Annotated in this window: 12 protein-coding genes and 1 pseudogene; 2 read left to right on the top strand and 11 right to left on the bottom strand. The window is 69.6% G+C overall.

Annotated features, from left to right (window positions below; translation table 11 throughout):
• Positions 1–225: 225 nt before the first annotated feature.
• The 8 genes and pseudogenes from ACZ6W9_RS29950 to ACZ6W9_RS29915 form a co-directional block, all read right to left on the bottom strand.
• Positions 226–1,905 (bottom strand): annotated as a pseudogene (locus ACZ6W9_RS29950) (DUF6531 domain-containing protein); the annotation flags it as partial.
• 850 nt (positions 1,906–2,755) lie between these two features.
• Positions 2,756–4,294 carry an ROK family transcriptional regulator gene (locus ACZ6W9_RS29945; protein WP_389960463.1) on the bottom strand — a complete coding sequence of 513 codons (1,539 nt, stop codon included), beginning with the start codon at positions 4,292–4,294 and terminating at the stop codon, positions 2,756–2,758.
• Between the two features lie 35 nt (positions 4,295–4,329).
• Positions 4,330–5,577: a sugar ABC transporter permease gene (locus ACZ6W9_RS29940; RefSeq protein WP_389960461.1), complete on the bottom strand. Its 1,248-nt coding sequence runs from the start codon at positions 5,575–5,577 to the stop codon at positions 4,330–4,332.
• Positions 5,574–6,338: an ATP-binding cassette domain-containing protein gene (locus ACZ6W9_RS29935; RefSeq protein ID WP_389960459.1), complete on the bottom strand. Its 765-nt coding sequence runs from the start codon at positions 6,336–6,338 to the stop codon at positions 5,574–5,576. Before ACZ6W9_RS29935 ends, ACZ6W9_RS29940 begins: the two co-directional genes overlap by 4 nt.
• Before the next feature lie 188 nt (positions 6,339–6,526).
• On the bottom strand, positions 6,527–7,651 hold the full coding sequence (locus tag ACZ6W9_RS29930; protein ID WP_389960457.1) for a sugar ABC transporter substrate-binding protein: 1,125 nt from the start codon (positions 7,649–7,651) through the stop codon (positions 6,527–6,529).
• A 195-nt stretch (positions 7,652–7,846) separates the two neighbouring features.
• Positions 7,847–8,572: a sulfite exporter TauE/SafE family protein gene (locus tag ACZ6W9_RS29925; RefSeq protein WP_389960455.1), complete on the bottom strand. Its 726-nt coding sequence runs from the start codon at positions 8,570–8,572 to the stop codon at positions 7,847–7,849.
• A gap of 258 nt (positions 8,573–8,830) precedes the next feature.
• On the bottom strand, positions 8,831–11,602 hold the full coding sequence (gene acnA / locus ACZ6W9_RS29920; protein ID WP_470120722.1) for an aconitate hydratase AcnA: 2,772 nt from the start codon (positions 11,600–11,602) through the stop codon (positions 8,831–8,833).
• A gap of 364 nt (positions 11,603–11,966) precedes the next feature.
• Positions 11,967–12,695: a metal-dependent hydrolase gene (locus tag ACZ6W9_RS29915; protein WP_389960451.1), complete on the bottom strand. Its 729-nt coding sequence runs from the start codon at positions 12,693–12,695 to the stop codon at positions 11,967–11,969.
• Positions 12,696–13,329: 634 nt separating this feature from the next.
• On the opposite strand from ACZ6W9_RS29915, the gene ACZ6W9_RS29910 reads away from it, so the two are divergent.
• Together ACZ6W9_RS29910 and ACZ6W9_RS29905 are read left to right on the top strand one after the other, a co-directional pair.
• Positions 13,330–14,121, top strand: coding sequence for a PadR family transcriptional regulator (locus tag ACZ6W9_RS29910; RefSeq protein ID WP_389960449.1), 792 nt, complete (start codon positions 13,330–13,332; stop codon positions 14,119–14,121).
• Positions 14,122–14,128: 7 nt separating this feature from the next.
• Positions 14,129–14,782 carry a DUF1707 SHOCT-like domain-containing protein gene (locus ACZ6W9_RS29905; protein WP_389960444.1) on the top strand — a complete coding sequence of 218 codons (654 nt, stop codon included), beginning with the start codon at positions 14,129–14,131 and terminating at the stop codon, positions 14,780–14,782.
• Between the two features lie 186 nt (positions 14,783–14,968).
• On the opposite strand, the gene mug is transcribed toward ACZ6W9_RS29905, so the two are convergent.
• The 3 genes from mug to ACZ6W9_RS29890 all read right to left on the bottom strand — a co-directional run bounded on the left by mug (position 14,969) and on the right by ACZ6W9_RS29890 (position 18,522).
• On the bottom strand, positions 14,969–15,592 hold the full coding sequence (mug, locus tag ACZ6W9_RS29900; RefSeq protein WP_470120719.1) for a G/U mismatch-specific DNA glycosylase: 624 nt from the start codon (positions 15,590–15,592) through the stop codon (positions 14,969–14,971).
• Between the two features lie 10 nt (positions 15,593–15,602).
• A complete protein-coding gene (locus tag ACZ6W9_RS29895; RefSeq protein ID WP_389960442.1) occupies positions 15,603–17,021 on the bottom strand; it encodes a sugar porter family MFS transporter in 1,419 nt (472 codons plus the stop codon).
• Between the two features lie 343 nt (positions 17,022–17,364).
• Positions 17,365–18,522, bottom strand: coding sequence for a VLRF1 family aeRF1-type release factor (locus ACZ6W9_RS29890; RefSeq protein WP_389960440.1), 1,158 nt, complete (start codon positions 18,520–18,522; stop codon positions 17,365–17,367).
• Positions 18,523–18,849 lie beyond the last annotated feature (327 nt).

Here is an 18,849-nt window from a genome sequence, read left to right as displayed (position 1 = left end):
CCCGTTTTGAGGATCGGTCACTTCAACATAGGAATATTCATAATCCTGCGAGTGGTCCAGTTTAGCAATTTTCCAAGTGCCGCCATGTTGATCGGTATGAGATTCGATCCGGTCGGAGACGGAGTTGTAAGTGTTGCTCATCCATACTCGGCCAGACGGCAACTCGATTTTTGTAAGCTTGTTGGCTACCTTCGCCCGCGCCCCATAGTGGGAGCTGATCTCAGCTTCAGTCAAAGGCTTACCGTAGAGCGCGAACTCATCGATTGAACCCTGAAAGGGGAATGCCCCTGAAGTGGCAGGGCCGCCAGGAACGTCACTCCATTTACTACCACGATCCCCACTACCGATATACGCATTGGATCGATATTCTGGATAGAAGTCGCCGGCCACTTCACCGACAGCTCGGCCATCCAGGTAAAGTTTCTGGGCGCCTTCGGAAACATTAAGAACCACATGATGCCATTGGCCATTATTGACCGGTTCAACAGTTGTGATCGGTGTGTATACCCAATTTTCGCTGGAGTCTCTCTTCGCACCCATCTGTCCGCGTAGCCGCCCATCCATGCCTACATACAGCACCGGAAAAGCGGCTCCGTACTGGTAACCGAACTCTCCAGCAGAGAAGATCACGCCGTTGCTCGCGGTTTTGAACCAGCCTTCGATCGATACCTGATCACGCAAGCGTGCCAAAATATTAGTTGGCAACTGCACAGTGGACTTCGTGAAGCCCGCGGAAGTGTCAGCGGTTCCCTCGAGTGCACCCGGCTGACCAACGGCCGCATTGGAGTAGATGCCTGGAATGCCGTTGGATCCTTCGTTGGCGGCAGGAGTGTAGGCGGGATCTCCAAGCCGGAAATACCCGACCGGCTCGGCATCGAGCACTGTGGTGCGATAGCGCGATCCGTCTTGGTAAGTGAACTTCGTGCAGTTCGGCGCTGTAGCGGGAGAACACACCTCGGTCAGGTTATCCCCGACATACCGATAGTTCCATGTCAGGACCTTCCCCTCAACGGGATCGGTAGACACCGAGGTTACATTGGTTCCCGTCCAGGAAAAGTACAGAGATCGGCCACCGGTAGCCGTGATCTGAGAGAGCTTGCCATCGCCCGCATACAGCAAGGTCTGGGTACGGCCCCGCTTGTCGCCGACTTTCAGTAGTCGACCTTGAGCATCGAAATAGTAGGTTGTGGAGGATTTATCCATAAGCTTCCAGCCGCCCGACTCAACCTTGACGAGGGTGGCGTACATCCCCGGAGGAGGTTGGAAGCTACCGTCTCCCTGTGCCGCGAACCGCACTTGACGCCCGTTGGGATAGGTAACCAACAGGGTCTCCGCTTCTCCAGTCCTCGCCTCAGGAACGATTTTCATGTCCCAGCGGGTCGACCACCCAGCACCAAAGATCCCATCAGTACGAGGATCCAGACTGTTGTAGGTCCGCACCACTGACAACGGCGGTCCGGCCGACGCTATCTGCACGTCAGTGAATTGAGTGGTGTAGTTACCGGACAGCTGATAGAACTCTTGACCGTTCGCTCCTCGCTCACCCAGCGTGGAGGTGGTGGCGGGCTGGTGCACGCCGGTGGTGAGTGACCTTTTGGGAGTTGTGGTCGCGGTGCCGCGCTCAGGATCAGTCACCCGCACCCACCATTCATACTCACTGCCCCAGGTGAGCTTTCCTGCCGGCACCCGCCAGGTGTTCGTACCGTCAAGCCCTCCCGACTCCACACATATGGGAACTGGAGCAGGGGTTGGTGGGATCGGGTTCTCGTCCTCAGCTTCTTCTGGCTTTTCGCATATGTTGAAGAAAAATCGGAACTGTGCCTGCGTCCCTCCGTTAAACCTCGTGGCTTCCACGCTCAGCAGGGGCGTCAACGACCCCGATAGATCGTAGTCGAGAGGGTGCATGTCTTCAATGAAAGGAGCTTCTCCTTCCATCGCAAGAGTGATGGCTTTGAGCCGCTCACTCTCAGACCGGTTCCTCTGCTCCACCGCGTCCAACTTCGCGTTTGCCCCCGGGTCATCGTCATACCGACTTTCCAGCGGAAACGCACCTTTAGGTGGCCTTGGATCGCGTTTACTCGTCCCGCGGTCGCCTTTCCGAGAGGTCTCGGTAAGCTTCGTGGAGACCAGCGAAGGCACCCTTTCCGCAGAACCAAACATCTGTTTCGGCGTCTCGGCAACTCCCGGAAACGGGACAGCCAAGCGAGCGGCAGCGGAAACGGGGAGTGATTGGAACGCCAGCAACCCCGGTGTCAACACAGTGATCAGTGCAGCCGTCGCCCATGCCTTCCCAGTGACCAAACGGACCCAAGCCGAACCACGGCGCATACGCCATCACCCTCCGAACAGTCCGCGCGACGGCGAAAGCCGTCGCGTTTCTCCAGCCCGTGCGGTGACCACGCGGGCGCGGGCCGACGGTTCGGAGGACAGCAGTCAGCAAACGATCAGAAGGTACACATGGAACGATCCGTTCCACAAGATCTAAATAAGGAGCAAATAAGAAAAACAGCGAGTTTGAAATCAGAAAGGAAGGATTGTCACATACGCGATCACGCAGGGTAAGGATTCCGGTGAACAGGGGGTCCGTAGAACGTATTAAGGGGTGACACTTTCAACCCCGAGCGTCTTCGGGTCGCATGGCCGCCTCCGGCTGACGGCGACGGCGACGGCGAACAACTACGGTGACAGCGCCATGCAGGCGCACGCGGTGCCGTACGGCGGACCCGTGCGAGCGGGCCTCGTGCCGGGAAGAGAGTCAGGAGCCCGCGCGGGACAGGACTTCCAGGGGGTCGGCGAGGACCTGGGCGAAGGCCAGTTCGGCGGCGCCCATCAGGGTCGCGTCGTCGCCGAGGGCGGCGGTGCGCAGGCGCAGGCCCTCGCGGGAGGCAGAGAGAGCGTCGACGGCGAGGCGGCTGCGGACCTGGGCGGCTGAGCCGAGGTAGACCTCGCGGAGCATGCCGCCGAAGATGACCATCTCGGGGTTGAAGATGTTGACGAGGTTGGCGACGCCCAAGCCGAGCCAGTCGCCGACCCGGCTGAGGGCCGCCTGGGCGACGACGTCACCTCGGTCGGCGGCGTCGACCACGGCCCGTACGGCGTCGCGGCCGATCAGATGCTCGTGGGGGTCGCCGGTCTCCGAGCCGGCCGTCTCGAATCCGCCGGGCTCCAGGCCCGACGTCTCGAACCTACCGGCTTCCAGGCCGGACGTCTCGAACCCGCCGCTCATCGGTCCCGGCGTACGAAGACCGCCGATCCCCGGTCCGGCGGCGACGGGGACGGCTCCCGGAGGCGTCCCCGTTTCTTCGCCCGCGCCGCGGAGGACGCCCGGCATCTGGTCCGCGCCCCACGGTCCGTCAGTGCCCCGCGGGCCGTCCGTACCCTGCGAAGCGCCCGTCCGCCGCGCGTTCTGTGACGAGCCCACTCCCCGGCCCGAGCCCTGCGGCATGCCGGGCATCCGGCCCGCCGCCTCCAGCAGCGTCCGCTCCCCCACCTCCGCCTCCAGGCAGCCCAGCGACCCGCACCCGCACAGGCGGCCCTTGGGATTGACGACCATGTGGCCGATCTCGCCGCCGAAGCCGCCGTGGCCGCCGAGGAGCTGGCCGTTGACGATGATGCCGCCGCCGACGCCGACGTCGCCGTGCATGTAGATGAGGTCGCGGCAGCCGATGCCGACGCCGCGGGAGTGTTCGGCGAGGGCGGCGAGGTTGGCGTCGTTGCCGACCTTGACCGGCATGCCGAACGCGAGCCGGCGGGTCATCTCCTCGGCGAACGGCACGTCCTTCGCCGGGCCCATGTTGGGCCCGAACCGCACGACGCCGTCGCCGCGGTCCACGCCGCCGGAGAAGGCGGCGGCGGCGCCGACGCACACGGTGTCGGGACGGGTCTTGCGGCGCATCTGCCGGGCGAACCCGGCGAGCGGGCCGACGATCTCCTCCAGGGAGAAGGGGCCGCGCCGCCGTACGGTCTCGCGGCGGTCGAGGATGGCGCCGCCCAGGCCGACGCGGGCGGCGACCAGCCGGTCGACGCCCACGTCGAAGGCGAACACGTAGACCCGCGCCGACTCGGGGCGCACCACCAGGGAGGGGCGGCCCGCCCGGCCGGTCTCCCTGGGCAGCTCCTCGCGGACCAGACCGGCGGCGGTCAGGTCGGCGGTGAGGGCCATGATGGTGCTGCGGTTGAGGCCCATCCGGCTGGTCAGCTCCGCGCGCGAGGTCGGGCCGCCGAGGTGGACGTGCCGGAGGAGGGCGCCGAGATTGTGGCGCCGGATCTCCTCCTGGGAGGGGCCAGCCCGCATCGCGTGGGTTTCCTTCGGGGGGTCGGGGTCGCTGATCACCTTAGACCAGTGGCGGCGGCCCTCTTGCGGGACAGGGCGTCGACCCCGGCGGCCAGCAGCAGGACCGCTCCGGTGACGACGTACTTGACGCCGGAGCTGTAGCCCATCAGGCCCATGCCGTTCTCGATGACGGCGACCACGGTGCCGCCGAGGATGGCGTCCAGCACGCGGCCCTTGCCGCCGAAGAGGCTGGTTCCGCCGATGACGGCCGCGCCGACCGCGTACAGCAGCACGTTGCTGCCGCCGGTGTTGGGGTCGACGGAGCTGGCGCGGGAGGCGGCGATGATGCCGCCGACGGCGGCCATGCCGGAGCAGATGACGAACGCGCTGATCTTCATCCGGTCGACGTTGATGCCGGCCCGGCGCGCGGCCTCGGCGTTGCCTCCGACGGCGTACAGGTGACGGCCGTACGCGGTACGGCGCAGCACGAACGTTCCCAGCACCAGCAGGACCGCGATGATCGGCACGACGACCGGCACGCCGGTCAGCGACACGACCGCGGGGTTGCGGCTGCGCTCCAGGTTGAGGATGTAGACGGCGACGCCGCCGAGCACGGCGAGGGCGCCGACCCGGACGGCGATCAGCGCGATCGGGTCGGTCGTCAGGCCGCGGGAGGCCCGCTTGCGCGCCCGCAGGAGCTGGAGCGCGGCGTAGCCGGCGACGCCGAGGACCAGCAGCGCCCAGCCCAGCGCGGGCGGGAGGTACTTGTTGGCGATGGCGACGATCGTCTCGTCGCGGATGGAGATGTTGGTGCCGCCCTTGACCAGCAGCAGGACGAGTCCCTGGAAGCCGAGGAAGGCGGCGAGGGTGACGACGAAGGACGGGATGCCGAGTTTGGCGACGATCGTGCCGAGGACGGTGCCGATCACCACGCCGGTGAGGATGGCCGCGGCGACCGCGACGTACCAGGGCAGGCCCTGCTCGGTGAGGAGGATCGCGAGGATCGAGGCGCAGACGCCGCTGGCGAAGCCCGCCGACAGGTCGATCTCGCCGAGCAGCAGGACGAAGATGAGGCCCATCGCGATGACGGTGGTCGCGGCGCCCTGGGTGAGGAGGTTGGCGAAGTTGCCGGGGGTGAGGAAGACGGGCCGCAGGATCGAGAAGACCGTGCAGAGCACGACCAGGCCGAACACCGCGGGCAGCGCGCCCATGTCGCCGCCGCGCACCCGCTCGGCGTAGCCGCGGACGCTGCCGCTGATGGTGGGGGCCTCGGACGCGCGCGGCGAGGCGATCGTGTCGGTCATGCGCTGACTCCGTTGGTGAGGCCGAGGTCGCCGCTGCGGCCGGAGGTGATCAGTTCGACGACCTGCGCGTGGGTGACGTCGGACGTCTTGACCTGCGCGGCCATCCGGCCGAGGTAGAGGGCGGCGATCCGGTCGGACACGGCGAACACGTCGTTCATGTTGTGCGAGATGAGCACGACGGCCAGTCCCTGGTCGGCCAGGCGGCGGACCAGTTCGAGGACCTGCGCGGTCTGGGCGACGCCGAGCGCGGCGGTCGGCTCGTCGAGGATGACGACCTTGCTGTTCCAGAGCACGGCCTTGGCGATGGCCACGGTCTGGCGCTGGCCGCCGGAGAGGCTGGAGACGTGCTGGCGGATGGACTTGACGGTCCTGACCGACAGGCTCTCCAGGGTCCTGGCGGCCATCTCCTCCATGGTGTCCTCGTCGAGGACGATGCCGCGCCGGTGCTCCCGGCCGAGGAACATGTTCTGGACGATGTCGAGGTTGTCGCAGAGCGCGAGGTCCTGGTAGACGATCTCGATGCCGAGTTCGGCGGCGTCGCGGGGGCTGTTGATCTGGACGGCCTTGCCGCCGAAGAGGTACTCGCCGGAGTCGACGGGGTGGATGCCGCCGATGCACTTGACGAGGGTGGACTTGCCGGCGCCGTTGTCGCCGACCAGCGCGGTGACCTCTCCGGCGTGTACGGAGAAGTCGACGTCGTGCAGGACCTGGACGGGGCCGAAGCTCTTGTCGATCCCGCGGATCTCCAGGACGGGGGTCATGAGGGTTTTCTCCCTGTGCTCGTTGCGCGCGGCCCGTTCGAGGCCCGGCCGTCAACCGCCGGTCCGTTCACGGCCCGGTCGGTCACCGCCGGGTCGGCGCCCGCCCGGCCGAGGGGTACGGCGGAGCCGCACCCGGACGGGGCGCGCCCGCCTCCCGTGAGGCGGGGCGGGCGCGCCCCGGCGCATCGTTACTGGATTCCGGCCTCGGTGCACTTGTCGGCGAACTCGCCGGTGCACAGCTCGTCCTTGGACACGTAGCCGTCGGCCACGACGTCCTTGACGTTGTCGAAGTAGATGGCCTGCGGGTCCAGCAGGACCGCCGGGACGTCCGCGTTACTCTCGGTGTCCTTGACGCTGCCGGTCGCGGCCGGCTTCTCACCCTTGGCGAGCGCGATGGCGAGCTGGGAGGCGGCGTCGGCCTCCTTCTTGATGGCCTTGTAGACCGTCATGCACTGGTCGCCGGCGAGGATGTTCTGCAGTCCCTGGACGGTGGCGTCCTGGCCGGTGACCGGGACCTTGCCGTTGAGCTTCTGCTTCTTCAGCACGGTGATCGCGGCGTTGCCGAGGCCGTCGTTGGCGGCGAGCACACCGGCGATCTTCGGCTGCTCGGTCAGCATCTGCTCGAAGATCGTGCCGGCCTGGGCGTTGTCCCAGTCGGGGACCGACTGGTCGGGGCCCTTCACGTACTCCTTGGAGTCGTACTTGGGCTTGAGCACGCCGTCGTAGCCGTTCTTGAACAGCGTGGCGTTGTTGTCGGTGGGCGAGCCGTTGAGCTCGGCGATGATCGGCTTGTCGGCCTTCTTATCGGTGAGGCACTTGACCAGGCCCTCGCCCTGCAGCGTGCCGACCTTGGTGTTGTCGAAGCTGACGTAGTAGGCGGCGCCGCCGCCCAGGGTGAGGCGGTCGTAGTCGATGGTGGCCACGCCCTGGGACTTGGCCTTGTCGAGCACGGCCTTGCCGGTGCCGCTGTCGAGGTTGACGATCATCAGCACGGTCGCGCCGTTGGTGATCATCTGGTCGGCGATGGTCTGGAACTGCGTCTTGTCGCCCTGGGCGTTCTGGATGTCGTAGGCGATGCCCGCGGCCTTGAACGCCTCCTCCAGGTACTTGCGGTCGGCGGTCTCCCACCGGGCGGAGGACTTGCTGTCGGGCAGGATGACGCCGACCTTGCCGGCGGCCTTGGCCCCGGCGTCTCCGGAGGCGGAGGCGGCGCCCTCGGGGGCGGCGGTGGTGCCGCCGTCGTTTCCACAGGCGGCGAGGCCGAAGGTGAGGAGCGAGGCGGCGGCGGTCAGGCTGAGGATCCCCTTGCGCATCGTGCACGGGTCCTTTCGTCAAGGAGGGCGGGGGGTATGGGTAGAGGCGTGCCGGGTCAGCGGGTACGGCCGGCCGGGGTCGGCCCGCCCTCCCGTTGAATGTTGTTTGCCGCAACGTATGCCGCCGTTGGCCTCAGCACCAGACCTTTCGTCGGTAAAGTTTGTTGTCTCCGGTAACAATCCAGAAACGCGGACTTAACCCAGCGCGGCGGTGACGATCAACGAGAGCGCGGAAACGGCGGCCAGCGCGAGGATCGCCGTCCTGACCCGCCCGCCGTCCAGGAAACGCCGCAGCGGCCGGGACACCGCGAACCCCGCGACCAGGAAGGGGATCAGCAGCGCGCCGAAGGAGAGCGCCCGGACCGGCAGCCGGTCCACGAACGCGAGGACGGCCAGCGACTGGCAGGCACTGATCATAAAGAACATCGCGAGGGTGGCCCGGATCTGCGGGCCCTTGGCGTTCTGGTAGACCAGGGCCATCGGCGGGCCGCCGATCCCGGTCGCGGTGCCGGTGATCCCGGAGACGAAGCCCGCCCCGGTGACGGTGCCGCCCGTACGGCGCACCGCCACCGCCCGCCCGGTCAGGCCGACCGCGAGCAGCACCATCGCCCCGACGAGGACGCCAAGGACCCGCGTGGAGACGTGGAGGACGACCAGACCGCCCAGGAGGCTGCCGGGCACCCGGCCCAGGAGGGCGAATCCCAGTCCCCGCCAGTCCACCCTGCGCCACTCGGCGGCCAGCGTGAACAGCGGCAGCGTGGCGTTCACGACCTGGGCGGCCCCGGGCATGAGCGTGGGGTCGAGCAGGGCGATCAGCGGGGCGGCCACCAGGCCCAGCCCGAAGCCGATCGCCCCCTGCACGACCGCTCCGGCGAAGACCGCCAGGCCCGCGCAGACGATGATGAGAGTCTCATGGGTCACGAGGCGACCGTAGCCCCGGTCCTCTCGACGCCGAAAAGGGATTTCCCGCCGAACCGCCGAACCGCCGGGCTCCCGGAGCGCCGGACCGCTGGGCCACCGGACCGCCGGGGCGCCGGGGCGCTGGAAGCCCCTCCGGCAGAGGCCGATGGAGGCCCGGAAAACGCCGAGCCGCCCGGCGGGAGGCGTCCCGCCGGGCGGCTCGGTACGAAGTGCCGCCCCGGCGCGGGGGCGGCGTCACCGCCCCCGCGCCCTCCCGGCTCAGCTCCTGGCGAGCAGGGAGCGCAGCACGTACTGCATGATGCCGCCGTGGCGGTAGTAGTCGGCCTCTCCGGGGGTGTCGATGCGCACGACCGCCTCGAACTCCCTGCCGTCGGCCCGGACCGTCACGGTCTGCGGGACGCCGCCCTCGTTGAGGGCCTCGACGCCGGTGATGTCGAAGGTCTCCTCGCCGGTCAGGCCGAGGGAGGCGGCCGTCTCGCCCTCGGGGAACTGCAGCGGCAGCACGCCCATGCCGATCAGGTTGGAGCGGTGGATGCGCTCGTAGGACTCGGCGATCACGGCGCGGACGCCGAGCAGCGCGGTGCCCTTGGCCGCCCAGTCGCGCGAGGAGCCGGAACCGTACTCCTTGCCCGCCAGGACGACGAGCGGGACGCACGCGGCCTGGTAGTTGACGGAGGCGTCGTAGATGAAGCTCTGCGGGCCGCCCTCAAGGGTGAAGTCGCGGGTGTAGCCGCCCTCCACGCCGTCGAGCAGCAGGTTCTTCAGCCGGATGTTGGCGAAGGTGCCGCGGATCATCACCTCGTGGTTGCCGCGGCGCGAGCCGTAGGAGTTGAAGTCCCTGACCTCGACGCCGTTCTCGCGCAGGTACTCGGCGGCGGGCGTGCCGACCTTGATGGCGCCGGCCGGGGAGATGTGGTCGGTGGTGACCGAGTCGCCCAGCTTGGCGAGGACCCGGGCGCCGGAGATGTCCGTCACCGGCTGCGGGTCGCGCGGCATGCCGTCGAAGTACGGGGCCTTGCGGACGTAGGTGGAGGCCGGGTCCCACTCGAAGGTGTCGCCGGTCGGGATCGGCAGCGACCGCCAGGTCTCGTCGCCCTTGAAGACGTCCGCGTAGTCGTGCAGGAACATCTCCTGGTCGATGGAGGACGCGACGACGGCCGAGACCTCCTCCGGCGACGGCCAGATGTCGGCGAGGAAGACCGGCTTCCCGTCGGTACCCGTACCCAGCGGCTCGGTGTTCAGGTCGATGTCCATGGTGCCGGCGAGGGCGTAAGCGACGACCAGCGGCGGCGAGGCCAGGTAGTTCATCTTGACGTCGGGGTTGATCCGGCCCTCGAAGTTGCGGTTGCCGGACAGCACCGCGGTGACCGCGAGGTCGTTCTCCTGGATGGCGGCGGAGATCTCCTCCTGCAGCGGGCCGGAGTTGCCGATGCAGGTGGTGCAGCCGTAGCCGACCAGGTTGAAACCGATCTTGTCGAGGTACGGCTGGAGGCCCGAGCGCTCGAAGTACCCCGTGACGACCTGCGAGCCCGGGGCGAGGGAGGTCTTGACCCACGGCTTGCGGGACAGGCCCTTCTCGACCGCGTTCCTGGCCAGCAGCGCCGCGCCCATCATGACGTAGGGGTTGGAGGTGTTGGTGCAGCTGGTGATGGCCGCGATGGTCACCACGCCGTGGTCGATCTCGAAGCCCGTGCCGTCGGACAGCGTGACCTGGACCGGCTTGCGCGGGCGGTCGCCGTTCAGCGCGGGGGCGTGCGGGGCGTCGCCGTCGCCGCCGTGCGAGATCGCCGGGGAGTCGGACGCGGGGAAGGACTCGGCGGAGGCCTCGTCCGTCGGGCCCTGGATGCTGGAGACGTAGTCCTTGACGGAGGCGCGCCAGGCGCTCTTGGCCTCCGACAGCGCGATGCGGTCCTGCGGGCGCTTGGGGCCGGCGATGGACGGCACGACCGTGGACAGGTCGAGCTCGAGGTACTCGGAGAAGACCGGCTCCTCGGCGGAGGGGTCGAGCCACATGCCCTGGGCCTTGGCGTACGCCTCGACGAGGGCGACCTGCTCCTCGGAACGGCCGGTGAGGCGGAGGTAGTTGATCGTCTCGCCGTCGATCGGGAAGATCGCGCAGGTGGAGCCGAACTCGGGGCTCATGTTGCCGATGGTGGCGCGGTTGGCCAGCGGCACGCTGGAGACGCCCTCGCCGTAGAACTCGACGAACTTGCCGACGACGCCGTGCTTGCGCAGCGTCTCGGTGATGGTGAGCACCAGGTCGGTGGCGGTGGCGCCGGCCGGGAGCTTACCGGTCAGCTTGAAGCCGACCACGCGCGGGATCAGCATGGAGATCGGCTGGCCGAGCATCGCGGCCTCGGCCTCGATGCCGCCGACGCCCCAGCCGAGGACGCCGATGCCGTTCTCCATGGTGGTGTGGGAGTCGGTGCCGACGCAGGTGTCCGGATAAGCCTTACCATCGCGGACCATGACCACGCGAGCGAGATGCTCGATGTTGACCTGGTGCACGATGCCGGTGCCCGGCGGGACGACCTTGAACTCGTCGAAGGCGGTCTGGCCCCAGCGCAGGAACTGGTAGCGCTCGCGGTTGCGCTCGTACTCGCGCTCGACGTTGCGCCGGAAGGAGTCCGGGCCGCCGAAGAAGTCGACGATGACGGAGTGGTCGATGACCATCTCGGCCGGGGCGAGCGGGTTGATCCGCGCCGGGTCGCCGCCGAGGTCGCGGACGGCCTCGCGCATGGTGGCGAGGTCCACGACGCAGGGGACGCCGGTGAAGTCCTGCATGATCACGCGAGCCGGGGTGAACTGGATCTCCACGCTCGGCGCGGCCTTGGGGTCCCACTGACCCAGGGCGCGGATGTGGTCGGCCGTGATGTTCGCGCCGTCCTCGGTGCGGAGAAGGTTCTCCAGCAGGATCTTCAGGCTGTACGGGAGGCGTCCCGACCCCTCGACGGCGTTCAGCCGGTAGATCTCGTATTCCGCGTCTCCGACGCGGAGCGTGTCACGGCTGCCGAAGCTGTTCGTGGACACGGTTCGCCTCCCTCAATCACCCTGTTGGTCTCGAAGCGCCACCTGGGGGGCGCACCTGAAATCCTGCCGCACCTGCGGAGTGCCCAGGCCTGTTAGGTATGCCTAACCCTGGGACACCTGCGGACCGCGGCGGATGTCTCGATATCAAGATATCGTGTCGGATATCTTGATATCAAGTTATTGGGCTCATGGCGGTTGTACTCATTGCGGCTGGGCTCATGGCGACACTGCGTGTCGCGGCTCGGGGGCTCTTGAGCCGGCGCCTTCCCTCGTCGCTCCGTCGCTGCGCTCCTCCGCTCCTCAGTCCAGACACCGGCGCCCCCTCGCGGGTCCCTGGCACCGATACGGCCGTAAGGCTCGGGGGTCAGAATTGGACGAAGCGGAGGTAGATGAGGCCCACGATGGCGATGGAGAGCACCGGGGCGAGGAGTTTCTGCTCGAAGGCCCGGCCGGTCTTGATGCCGATCTTCCATGGCAGCACCCACCGCCCGGGTACCGGCCACAGCACCGGACAGCCCTTCTCCGTGCAGCAGTCCCCGACGACATGGATGAGGCAGCCGATCCCGACCGCCAGCCCGAGCCAGGCGTAGCCCACGTTGTAGCTGCGGAACACGACGAACAGCCCGGCGGCCAGGCCGATGTCGACCATCGCGGTGGCCATCTTGTTGCCCGGGACGCCGATGCCGATCGCCCGGATCGCCAGGCCGATGAGCAGCGCGACCAGGATGTCCCGGCCGATGGGGTAGGTGTTGGCCAGGTAGTGGGCGCCGAACCCGGCGGCGGCCGCGAACACGAGCGAGTGGGTGGCGTGGCGGTGGCCGCCGCTCACCCATGCCACGGCCTTGCTCAGCAGCCAGGTGACCGGGCCGAACGTCTGGGCAATCGTCGCGCTGGGGTGGTCCAGATCGGGCAGCATCGCGGCCCCGGCGCAGATTATGGTCCCGGCGATGAACTCCGACGGGTTGAGCGCGTTCACCATGACACCGGTCTCCACGAACCGGGAGGAGTCGGTGAGCAGCGGCAGCGCGGCCAGCGTCGGCGCCACCCCCAGCCAGGCGACCGCCCCGGTGAGCGCGTGCGTGTGCCCCATCATCGGTCCAACACCCCTGTCAAGATCACTAGAGGGAGAGTACGGCAAAGCCTCTCAAAAGGAGCGGACAGTGCCATCTTCCGCCCGTGGCGTGTCGCCTGGGCGTGATCAGTGTCTTACCTGCGGGGCACCGGATGCGGCGGGACGGGGCGCCGGGAGCGGTGAGAAAGGGCCCTGGAAGGGCGAAGGGCCCGCCGGGAAACCCGGCGGGCCCTGCACCTTGCCCCTGGAACTAACAGACGGGACCGTTCCGTACCGGAAGCACCCCCCAGCCCTTCCGGCACGGAACGAATCCCGTCTATGTCCTTTGTAACGCCCAGGTCTCAGTGGTTGTTCCGAAATTCGCTGAGAATTGGGTGATCTACCTCACTTTTTTGCCCGGTGACCTCGATCCGGGCCTCGAAGCCCTCTCCGGCTGCCCGGAACCCCTTCTCCGGTCATGCACGAATCCCTCCTGCCGCCGCCGCGTCTCCCCGCCCCGCCTCGCTCCCCCACTCGCGGCGGAGCGGATCCGGCGGGGCGGCCGGCCGAGCCCCATCGTCGGTTCTCGCCGCTTCCAGGGGTTGTCGATCGAATAGTCTCGATATATCTTTGAAGCATCGAGAACATTCTGAAGACGATCGGTACGGAGGTGCACATGAGTTCCGCACACGCCATGGGCGGCCCCTGGGAGGGCGCCGACCCGCGACGGATCCGGCGCGAGATGAAGCGCGCGGCCAGGGAGGCCATGCGGGCGATGGCCGCCGGCTGGCACCAGGACGCGTCCCACCACGGCGGCCCCGGCCCACATGGGCCGCACGGGCACGGCCCCCGCGAGGGCGGGCCGCACGAGCACCGCCACCGCGGGCACCGCGGGCCCTTCCCCGGCGGTCCCTTCCCCTGGGACTTCGGCAGGCGCGGCCCCTTCGGAGGCGGGCCCTTCGGCGGCGGCCCGTTCGGCGGTGGCCGGGGCCAGTTCGGCCGGGGGCGCAAGGCCAAGCGCGGCGACGTCCGCGCGGCGATCCTGTCCCTGCTGTCGGAGGAGCCGCGCAACGGCTACCAGATCATCCAGGAGATCGCACAGCGCAGCCAGGGAGGCTGGAAGCCCAGCCCCGGCGCGGTCTACCCGGCGCTGCAGCAGCTCGCCGACGAGGGCCTGGTCCTGTCGGAGGAGAGCGACGGCCGCAAGTCCTTCCGGCTCACCGACACCGGCCGGGCCTACGTCGCCGAGCACGCCGACGAGCTACGCGCTCCCTGGGAGGAGATGACCCCCGAGGTCGACGACGACACCTGGGAGCTGATGGACATCGTCCGGCAGGCGGGGTTCGCCATGGTCCAGATCATGCAGACCGGCAGCGACGCCCAGATCCGCCAGGCCAGGCAGACGCTCGTCGAGACGCGGCGCAAGCTGTACCAGATCCTCGCGGACGGCGACCAGGAGGAGGAGTGATCGGGCGATGACGTCCCACGACGATCTCCGTATCGGAGACGCCGAGCGCGACGCGGCGGTGTCGGCCCTGCGTGAGCACTACGCGCGGGGCCGGCTGACCCTGGAGGAGTTCGGCGAGCGCGTCGACCTCGTCCTGGCCGCGCGCACCGGCCGCGAGCTGTCCCGGGCCGGCGCCGACCTGCCCGGCGGGTACGGCGGGCCCGGCGCGGGCCCCGTGGACCCCATGAGCCCCGCAGCCGGGCACGCCGGGCACGGGGACCCCGGCGGGATCCGCCCGCCGCGTCCCACCGCCTGGCGCCGCCACGGCCGGCCGCCGGCGTTCGTGTTCCTTCCCGTGTTGCTGGTGGCCGGGTTCGCGGCCGCCGGGTTCGGGATGCTCCGGATCCTGCTCACCATCTGGCTGGTGATGGCGGTGGCGGGGATGCTGCACCGGAGGCGGGGGCGGGCCTGGGAGCGGCGGCGGTGGCACCACCGCCAGGCGGCCCACCCGATGATGTGGGGACCGCACGCCGGGGACGGCGGCGCGTGGGGCCCGCACCGGGGCGGCCCGTGGAACCCGCACGCGGACGGCGCGTGGCCTCCGGGGCCCTGGAAGCACCACGCGTGGGGTCCGCACGCCGGGCACCGGGGACGGCGGCCGGGTCGCCGGCGGCCCTTCTGACACCCGCACGACCGGCGGCGCGTACGGCGGGCGCCCCGTGGGGCACGTGGGCCCCCGCGGGGCACGGGACCTCGGGCCCGGGGGCGTCACGGAGGACACGGTCCCCACGAGACGCGAGACGCCAGGTGCGGGGCGTCAGGTGCGGGGCGTCAGCAGGTGCCCGGCGTCGCGGAGGACGCCGGGCCCTCACGCGCGCAGCGTCTCCCGCAGCCTGCGCAGCTCCCCCACGATCCGGTCCAGGGGCCAGTGGGCGTTCAGCCCGCTGGGGTTGGGCAGCACCCACACGGCCGTGCCGCCGATCGCGGCGGCCTGCGGCCCGACGGCGGCCTTGGGGTCGCCGAACGCGGTGCGGTAGGCGGTCACCCCGGCCACCGCCAGCACGCGGGGCCGGATGTCGGTGACCAGCCGTACCAGCCGCTCGCCGCCCGCCCGAAACTCCTCCGGGGTCAGCTCCGCGGCCTGGGCGGTGGCCCGCGCCACGACGTTGGTGATGCCCAGGCCGTACGAGGGCAGCTCCGCCTGCTCGCTCGGGTCGAGCAGGCGGGGGGTGAACCCCGACAGGTGCAGCGCGGGCCAGAAGCGGTTGCCCGGCCGGGCGAAGTGACGCCCGGTGGCGGCGGAGTACAGGCCCGGGTTGATGCCGCAGAACAGCACGTCCAGCGACGGGCCGAGCACGTCGTCGACCGTACGGTCCCTGGCCGCCTCCAGCTCGGCCCGGGTCGGCGGCGATGTCCTGCGCGGCGTCCTCGGCGGCGCGGCCCCCCGCGGGGGCTGGGGACGCGCCGCCGGAGTGGGTTCTCCGGGGGTCACGGCCATGAACCTAACCCATCTCCTCAAGCCTGCGCCCCTTGGTCTCCCGCACCTTGAACAGCACGAAGGCGAAGGACAGGGCCGCGAAGCAGGCGTAGATGACGTAGGTGGCCGACAGGTTCCACTCCGCCAGGGAGGGGAACGAGACGGTGATCAGCCAGTTGGCCAGCCACTGGGCGGTGGCCGCCACCGACAGGGCGACGGCCCTGAGCCGGTTGGGGAACATCTCGCCGAGCAGCACCCAGACCACGACGCCCCACGACAGCGCGAAGAACAGCACGAAGACGTGCGCCGCGATCAGCGCGACGGTGCCCTGCGTCGCCGGCAGCGTGACGTTCTCCCCGGACGGCACACCGGCGCTGAACGCCCACGCGGCGGTGCCCAGCGCGAGCGTCATGCCCACGGATCCGACCAGCAGCAGCGGCTTGCGGCCGATCCGGTCGACCAGCGCGATGGCGATGAACGTGCCGATGATGTTGATGATCGAGGTGGAGAAGCTGATCAGCAGCGAGTTGCTCTGGTTGATGCCGACCGACTGCCACAGCGACGACGAGTAGTAGAAGATGACGTTGATGCCGACCAGCTGCTGGAAGGCCGACAGCAGGATGCCGATCCAGACGATCGGCAGCAGTCCCAGCGCGGGGCCCCGCAGGTCGCGCAGCCGGGTCCGCTGCTCGGTGTGCAGCGACTTCTTGATCTCCGCGATCCTGTCGTCCAGGTCGACGTCGTCGCTCTCCACCTCGGCGAGGACCTTGCGGGCGCGCTGCGTCTTGCCGGCTCCGATGAGATACCGCGGCGACTCGGGGATGATCGACGCGAAGATCAGGTAGAGCAGGGCGGGGACCACGCAGACGCCGAGCATCCACTGCCACGCCTGCAGCCCGAACAGGGTGTTGTTGACGTCGCCCCCGGCGAACTGCGCGATCCCGTAGTTGACGAGCTGGGAGACGGCGATGCCGAGCACGATCGCCAGCTGCTGGAAGGAGCCCAGGCGGCCCCGGTAGGCGGCCGGGGCGACCTCGGCGATGTAGGCCGGGCCGATCACCGACGCCATGCCGATCCCGACGCCGGCGAGGACCCGCCACAGCGCCAGGTCCCACGCGGCGAACGGCAGGGCCTGGCCGATGGAGCTCACCGCGAACAGGATCGCGGCCACCTGCATGGTCCTGGTGCGCCCCCACCGGTCGGCCATCCCCCCGGCGATCCACGCACCGACCGCCGACCCCAGGAGGGCGATCGCGACGACGATCCCGGTCTCGGCCGCGCCGATGCCGAAGTGTTTCTGGATGCCGGTGACCGCTCCGTTGATGACGGCGCTGTCGTACCCGAAGAGGAATCCGCCGATCGCCGCCGCGGCGGTGATGAAGACGACGTGCCCGAGGTTCTCGTTGGATGTACCCGATGACCCTGATGAGGTAGTACCGACCATGACGGTCCTTTCCCCCGAAAAAGACATATATCCGCAGATCAGCGTGGAGACATCGATCCGCTCTTGTCACGGGGGGTGGCACGGCACCGCGAAGGGTGATTCGGGCGTCCGGCGCCGCGAAGGGCGATGCCCCGGCGCGGTCCGGCGGAACGCCGCCCGTCCGCACGCGGCGAGGCGGCGCCCGGCGAATCCGATGGCACCGGCCGGACCGGCCGGACCGGCGGAACCCGCACGACCCGGCGGGCTCCGAGTGAAAGTCTCTCACGGTGACCGCGCGATGACCGGCCCGGGTCCATGGCCCGGACGGCTCGAGTCCGCGGCCCGGATCACCGGCGCGGCCCGGTCACCAGCGCAGGATCGCCCCGGCCCCGTCGACGTCGGCCAGGGCCGCGGCGGCCTCGCCGTCCAGGACGATCACCTCGGCGTCGATGTCCAGGGCCCGTTCGATCATACGCTCGCCCATCCTGGGCTCCTCGGTGACCTCCGGATTCCCCGGCGGGGTCGCGTGCGGCGGATAGAGCAGCCCGTCGGCGGCGCGCCTGCCGCTCCACTCCCGGGTCTCGTCCAGCAGGAGCTGAGCCACCCGGCCGTCGTTCAGCGCACCGAGCGTGTCGGCCAGGCCGAGCGCCCCGCGCCCTCCGGACAGCGCCCCGTCCCTGGCATGAGCCGCCAGCGACGCGCCCAAGCGGGTCCTGGCCTCCTTCAGCTGCGGCCGCACCCGCTCGACCAGCTTCGCCGGGGGCCCCGGCTCCGCCACCGAGGTCAGCTGGATGACGTCGCCGCCCAGCTCCCCGGCCAGGATCTCGCCCAGCGGGGGGTCGCCGAGCACCACGGTGGTGGTCCAGCCGCGGTTCACGGCCTCCTCGGCGACGCGCTGACCCGCCTCGCGCGCCAGGCGGGCGACGTTGTCGGCCACCCTTTTCTCGAACTTGTCGCGGTAGGGGGTGCCGTGCGAGGCGTACTCGGTGCGCGAGGGACCGCCGGGGTCGCGCCAGTCGTCGGAGTCCACCTCGAAGCGCATGCCGCCGAGGTCCTCGGCCTGGCCGTACCGGTAGTCGACCACGCGTGTCCCGTCCCTGGAGACGGCGACGATCCCGGCGGGCGGCGCGGTCTCCACGGTGTTGACCAGCGGGCGCACGTACGCCGTCGTCTCCAGCACCATCTGGTCGGCGACCGGCAGCTGGAAGGAGAAGGCCAGCGCCTCGTCCCCTCCGACCGGGGCGAACAGCACCCGCCCGACCCCCGGCCGGGACGGGTCGAGCAGTGTCTGGAAGTCGCGTTCCAATCCGTCCAGCCGCCTCAGGACGGCCGTGCGCCGCGCCCGGTCGGGGTCGGCCTCGGCCCGCTCGCGCAGGTCGCCCAGGTCGTTGGCGAACTTGATCCGCCAGGCGGGGCGGGACCCGGGATCGGCCCGGGGGTCCACGGTCACGTAGAACGACAGGACCCCCAGCTCATCGCTGATGGAGACGACCTCTCTCAGGGCAGCGCGGTCGAACCTCACGACGTCCCCCTCCGACGGGTCCGGGCCACAGACCTGATCCGGGCTACAAGCCTATGGACCGGCACGGAAAGGACTCGCCGCGCGGGCGGGGAACTGCCCCGCTCCTGCCCCGGTCTTTACCCGGGGATCACCGTCCTCCCCGAAACCCGCGGGCACGCCTCCCGCGGAACCCTCGGGCACGGGTCCGGCCGCGGGGGGCCCCGCCGGGGGGGGGGGGGGCGGGGCCCCCCCCGGGGGGGGCCCCCCGCCCCCCCCCCCCCCCCCCCCCCCCCCCCACCTCCGCGCCATGCCTGACCGGTCCGTACGGATGACCCGCCGTAGCTTCTT

It is taken from the genome of Streptosporangium sp. NPDC053982, assembly GCF_055585205.1.
The sequence above is the reverse complement of the archived record's forward strand: the minus strand, read 5'-3'. Positions and strand labels throughout refer to the sequence as shown.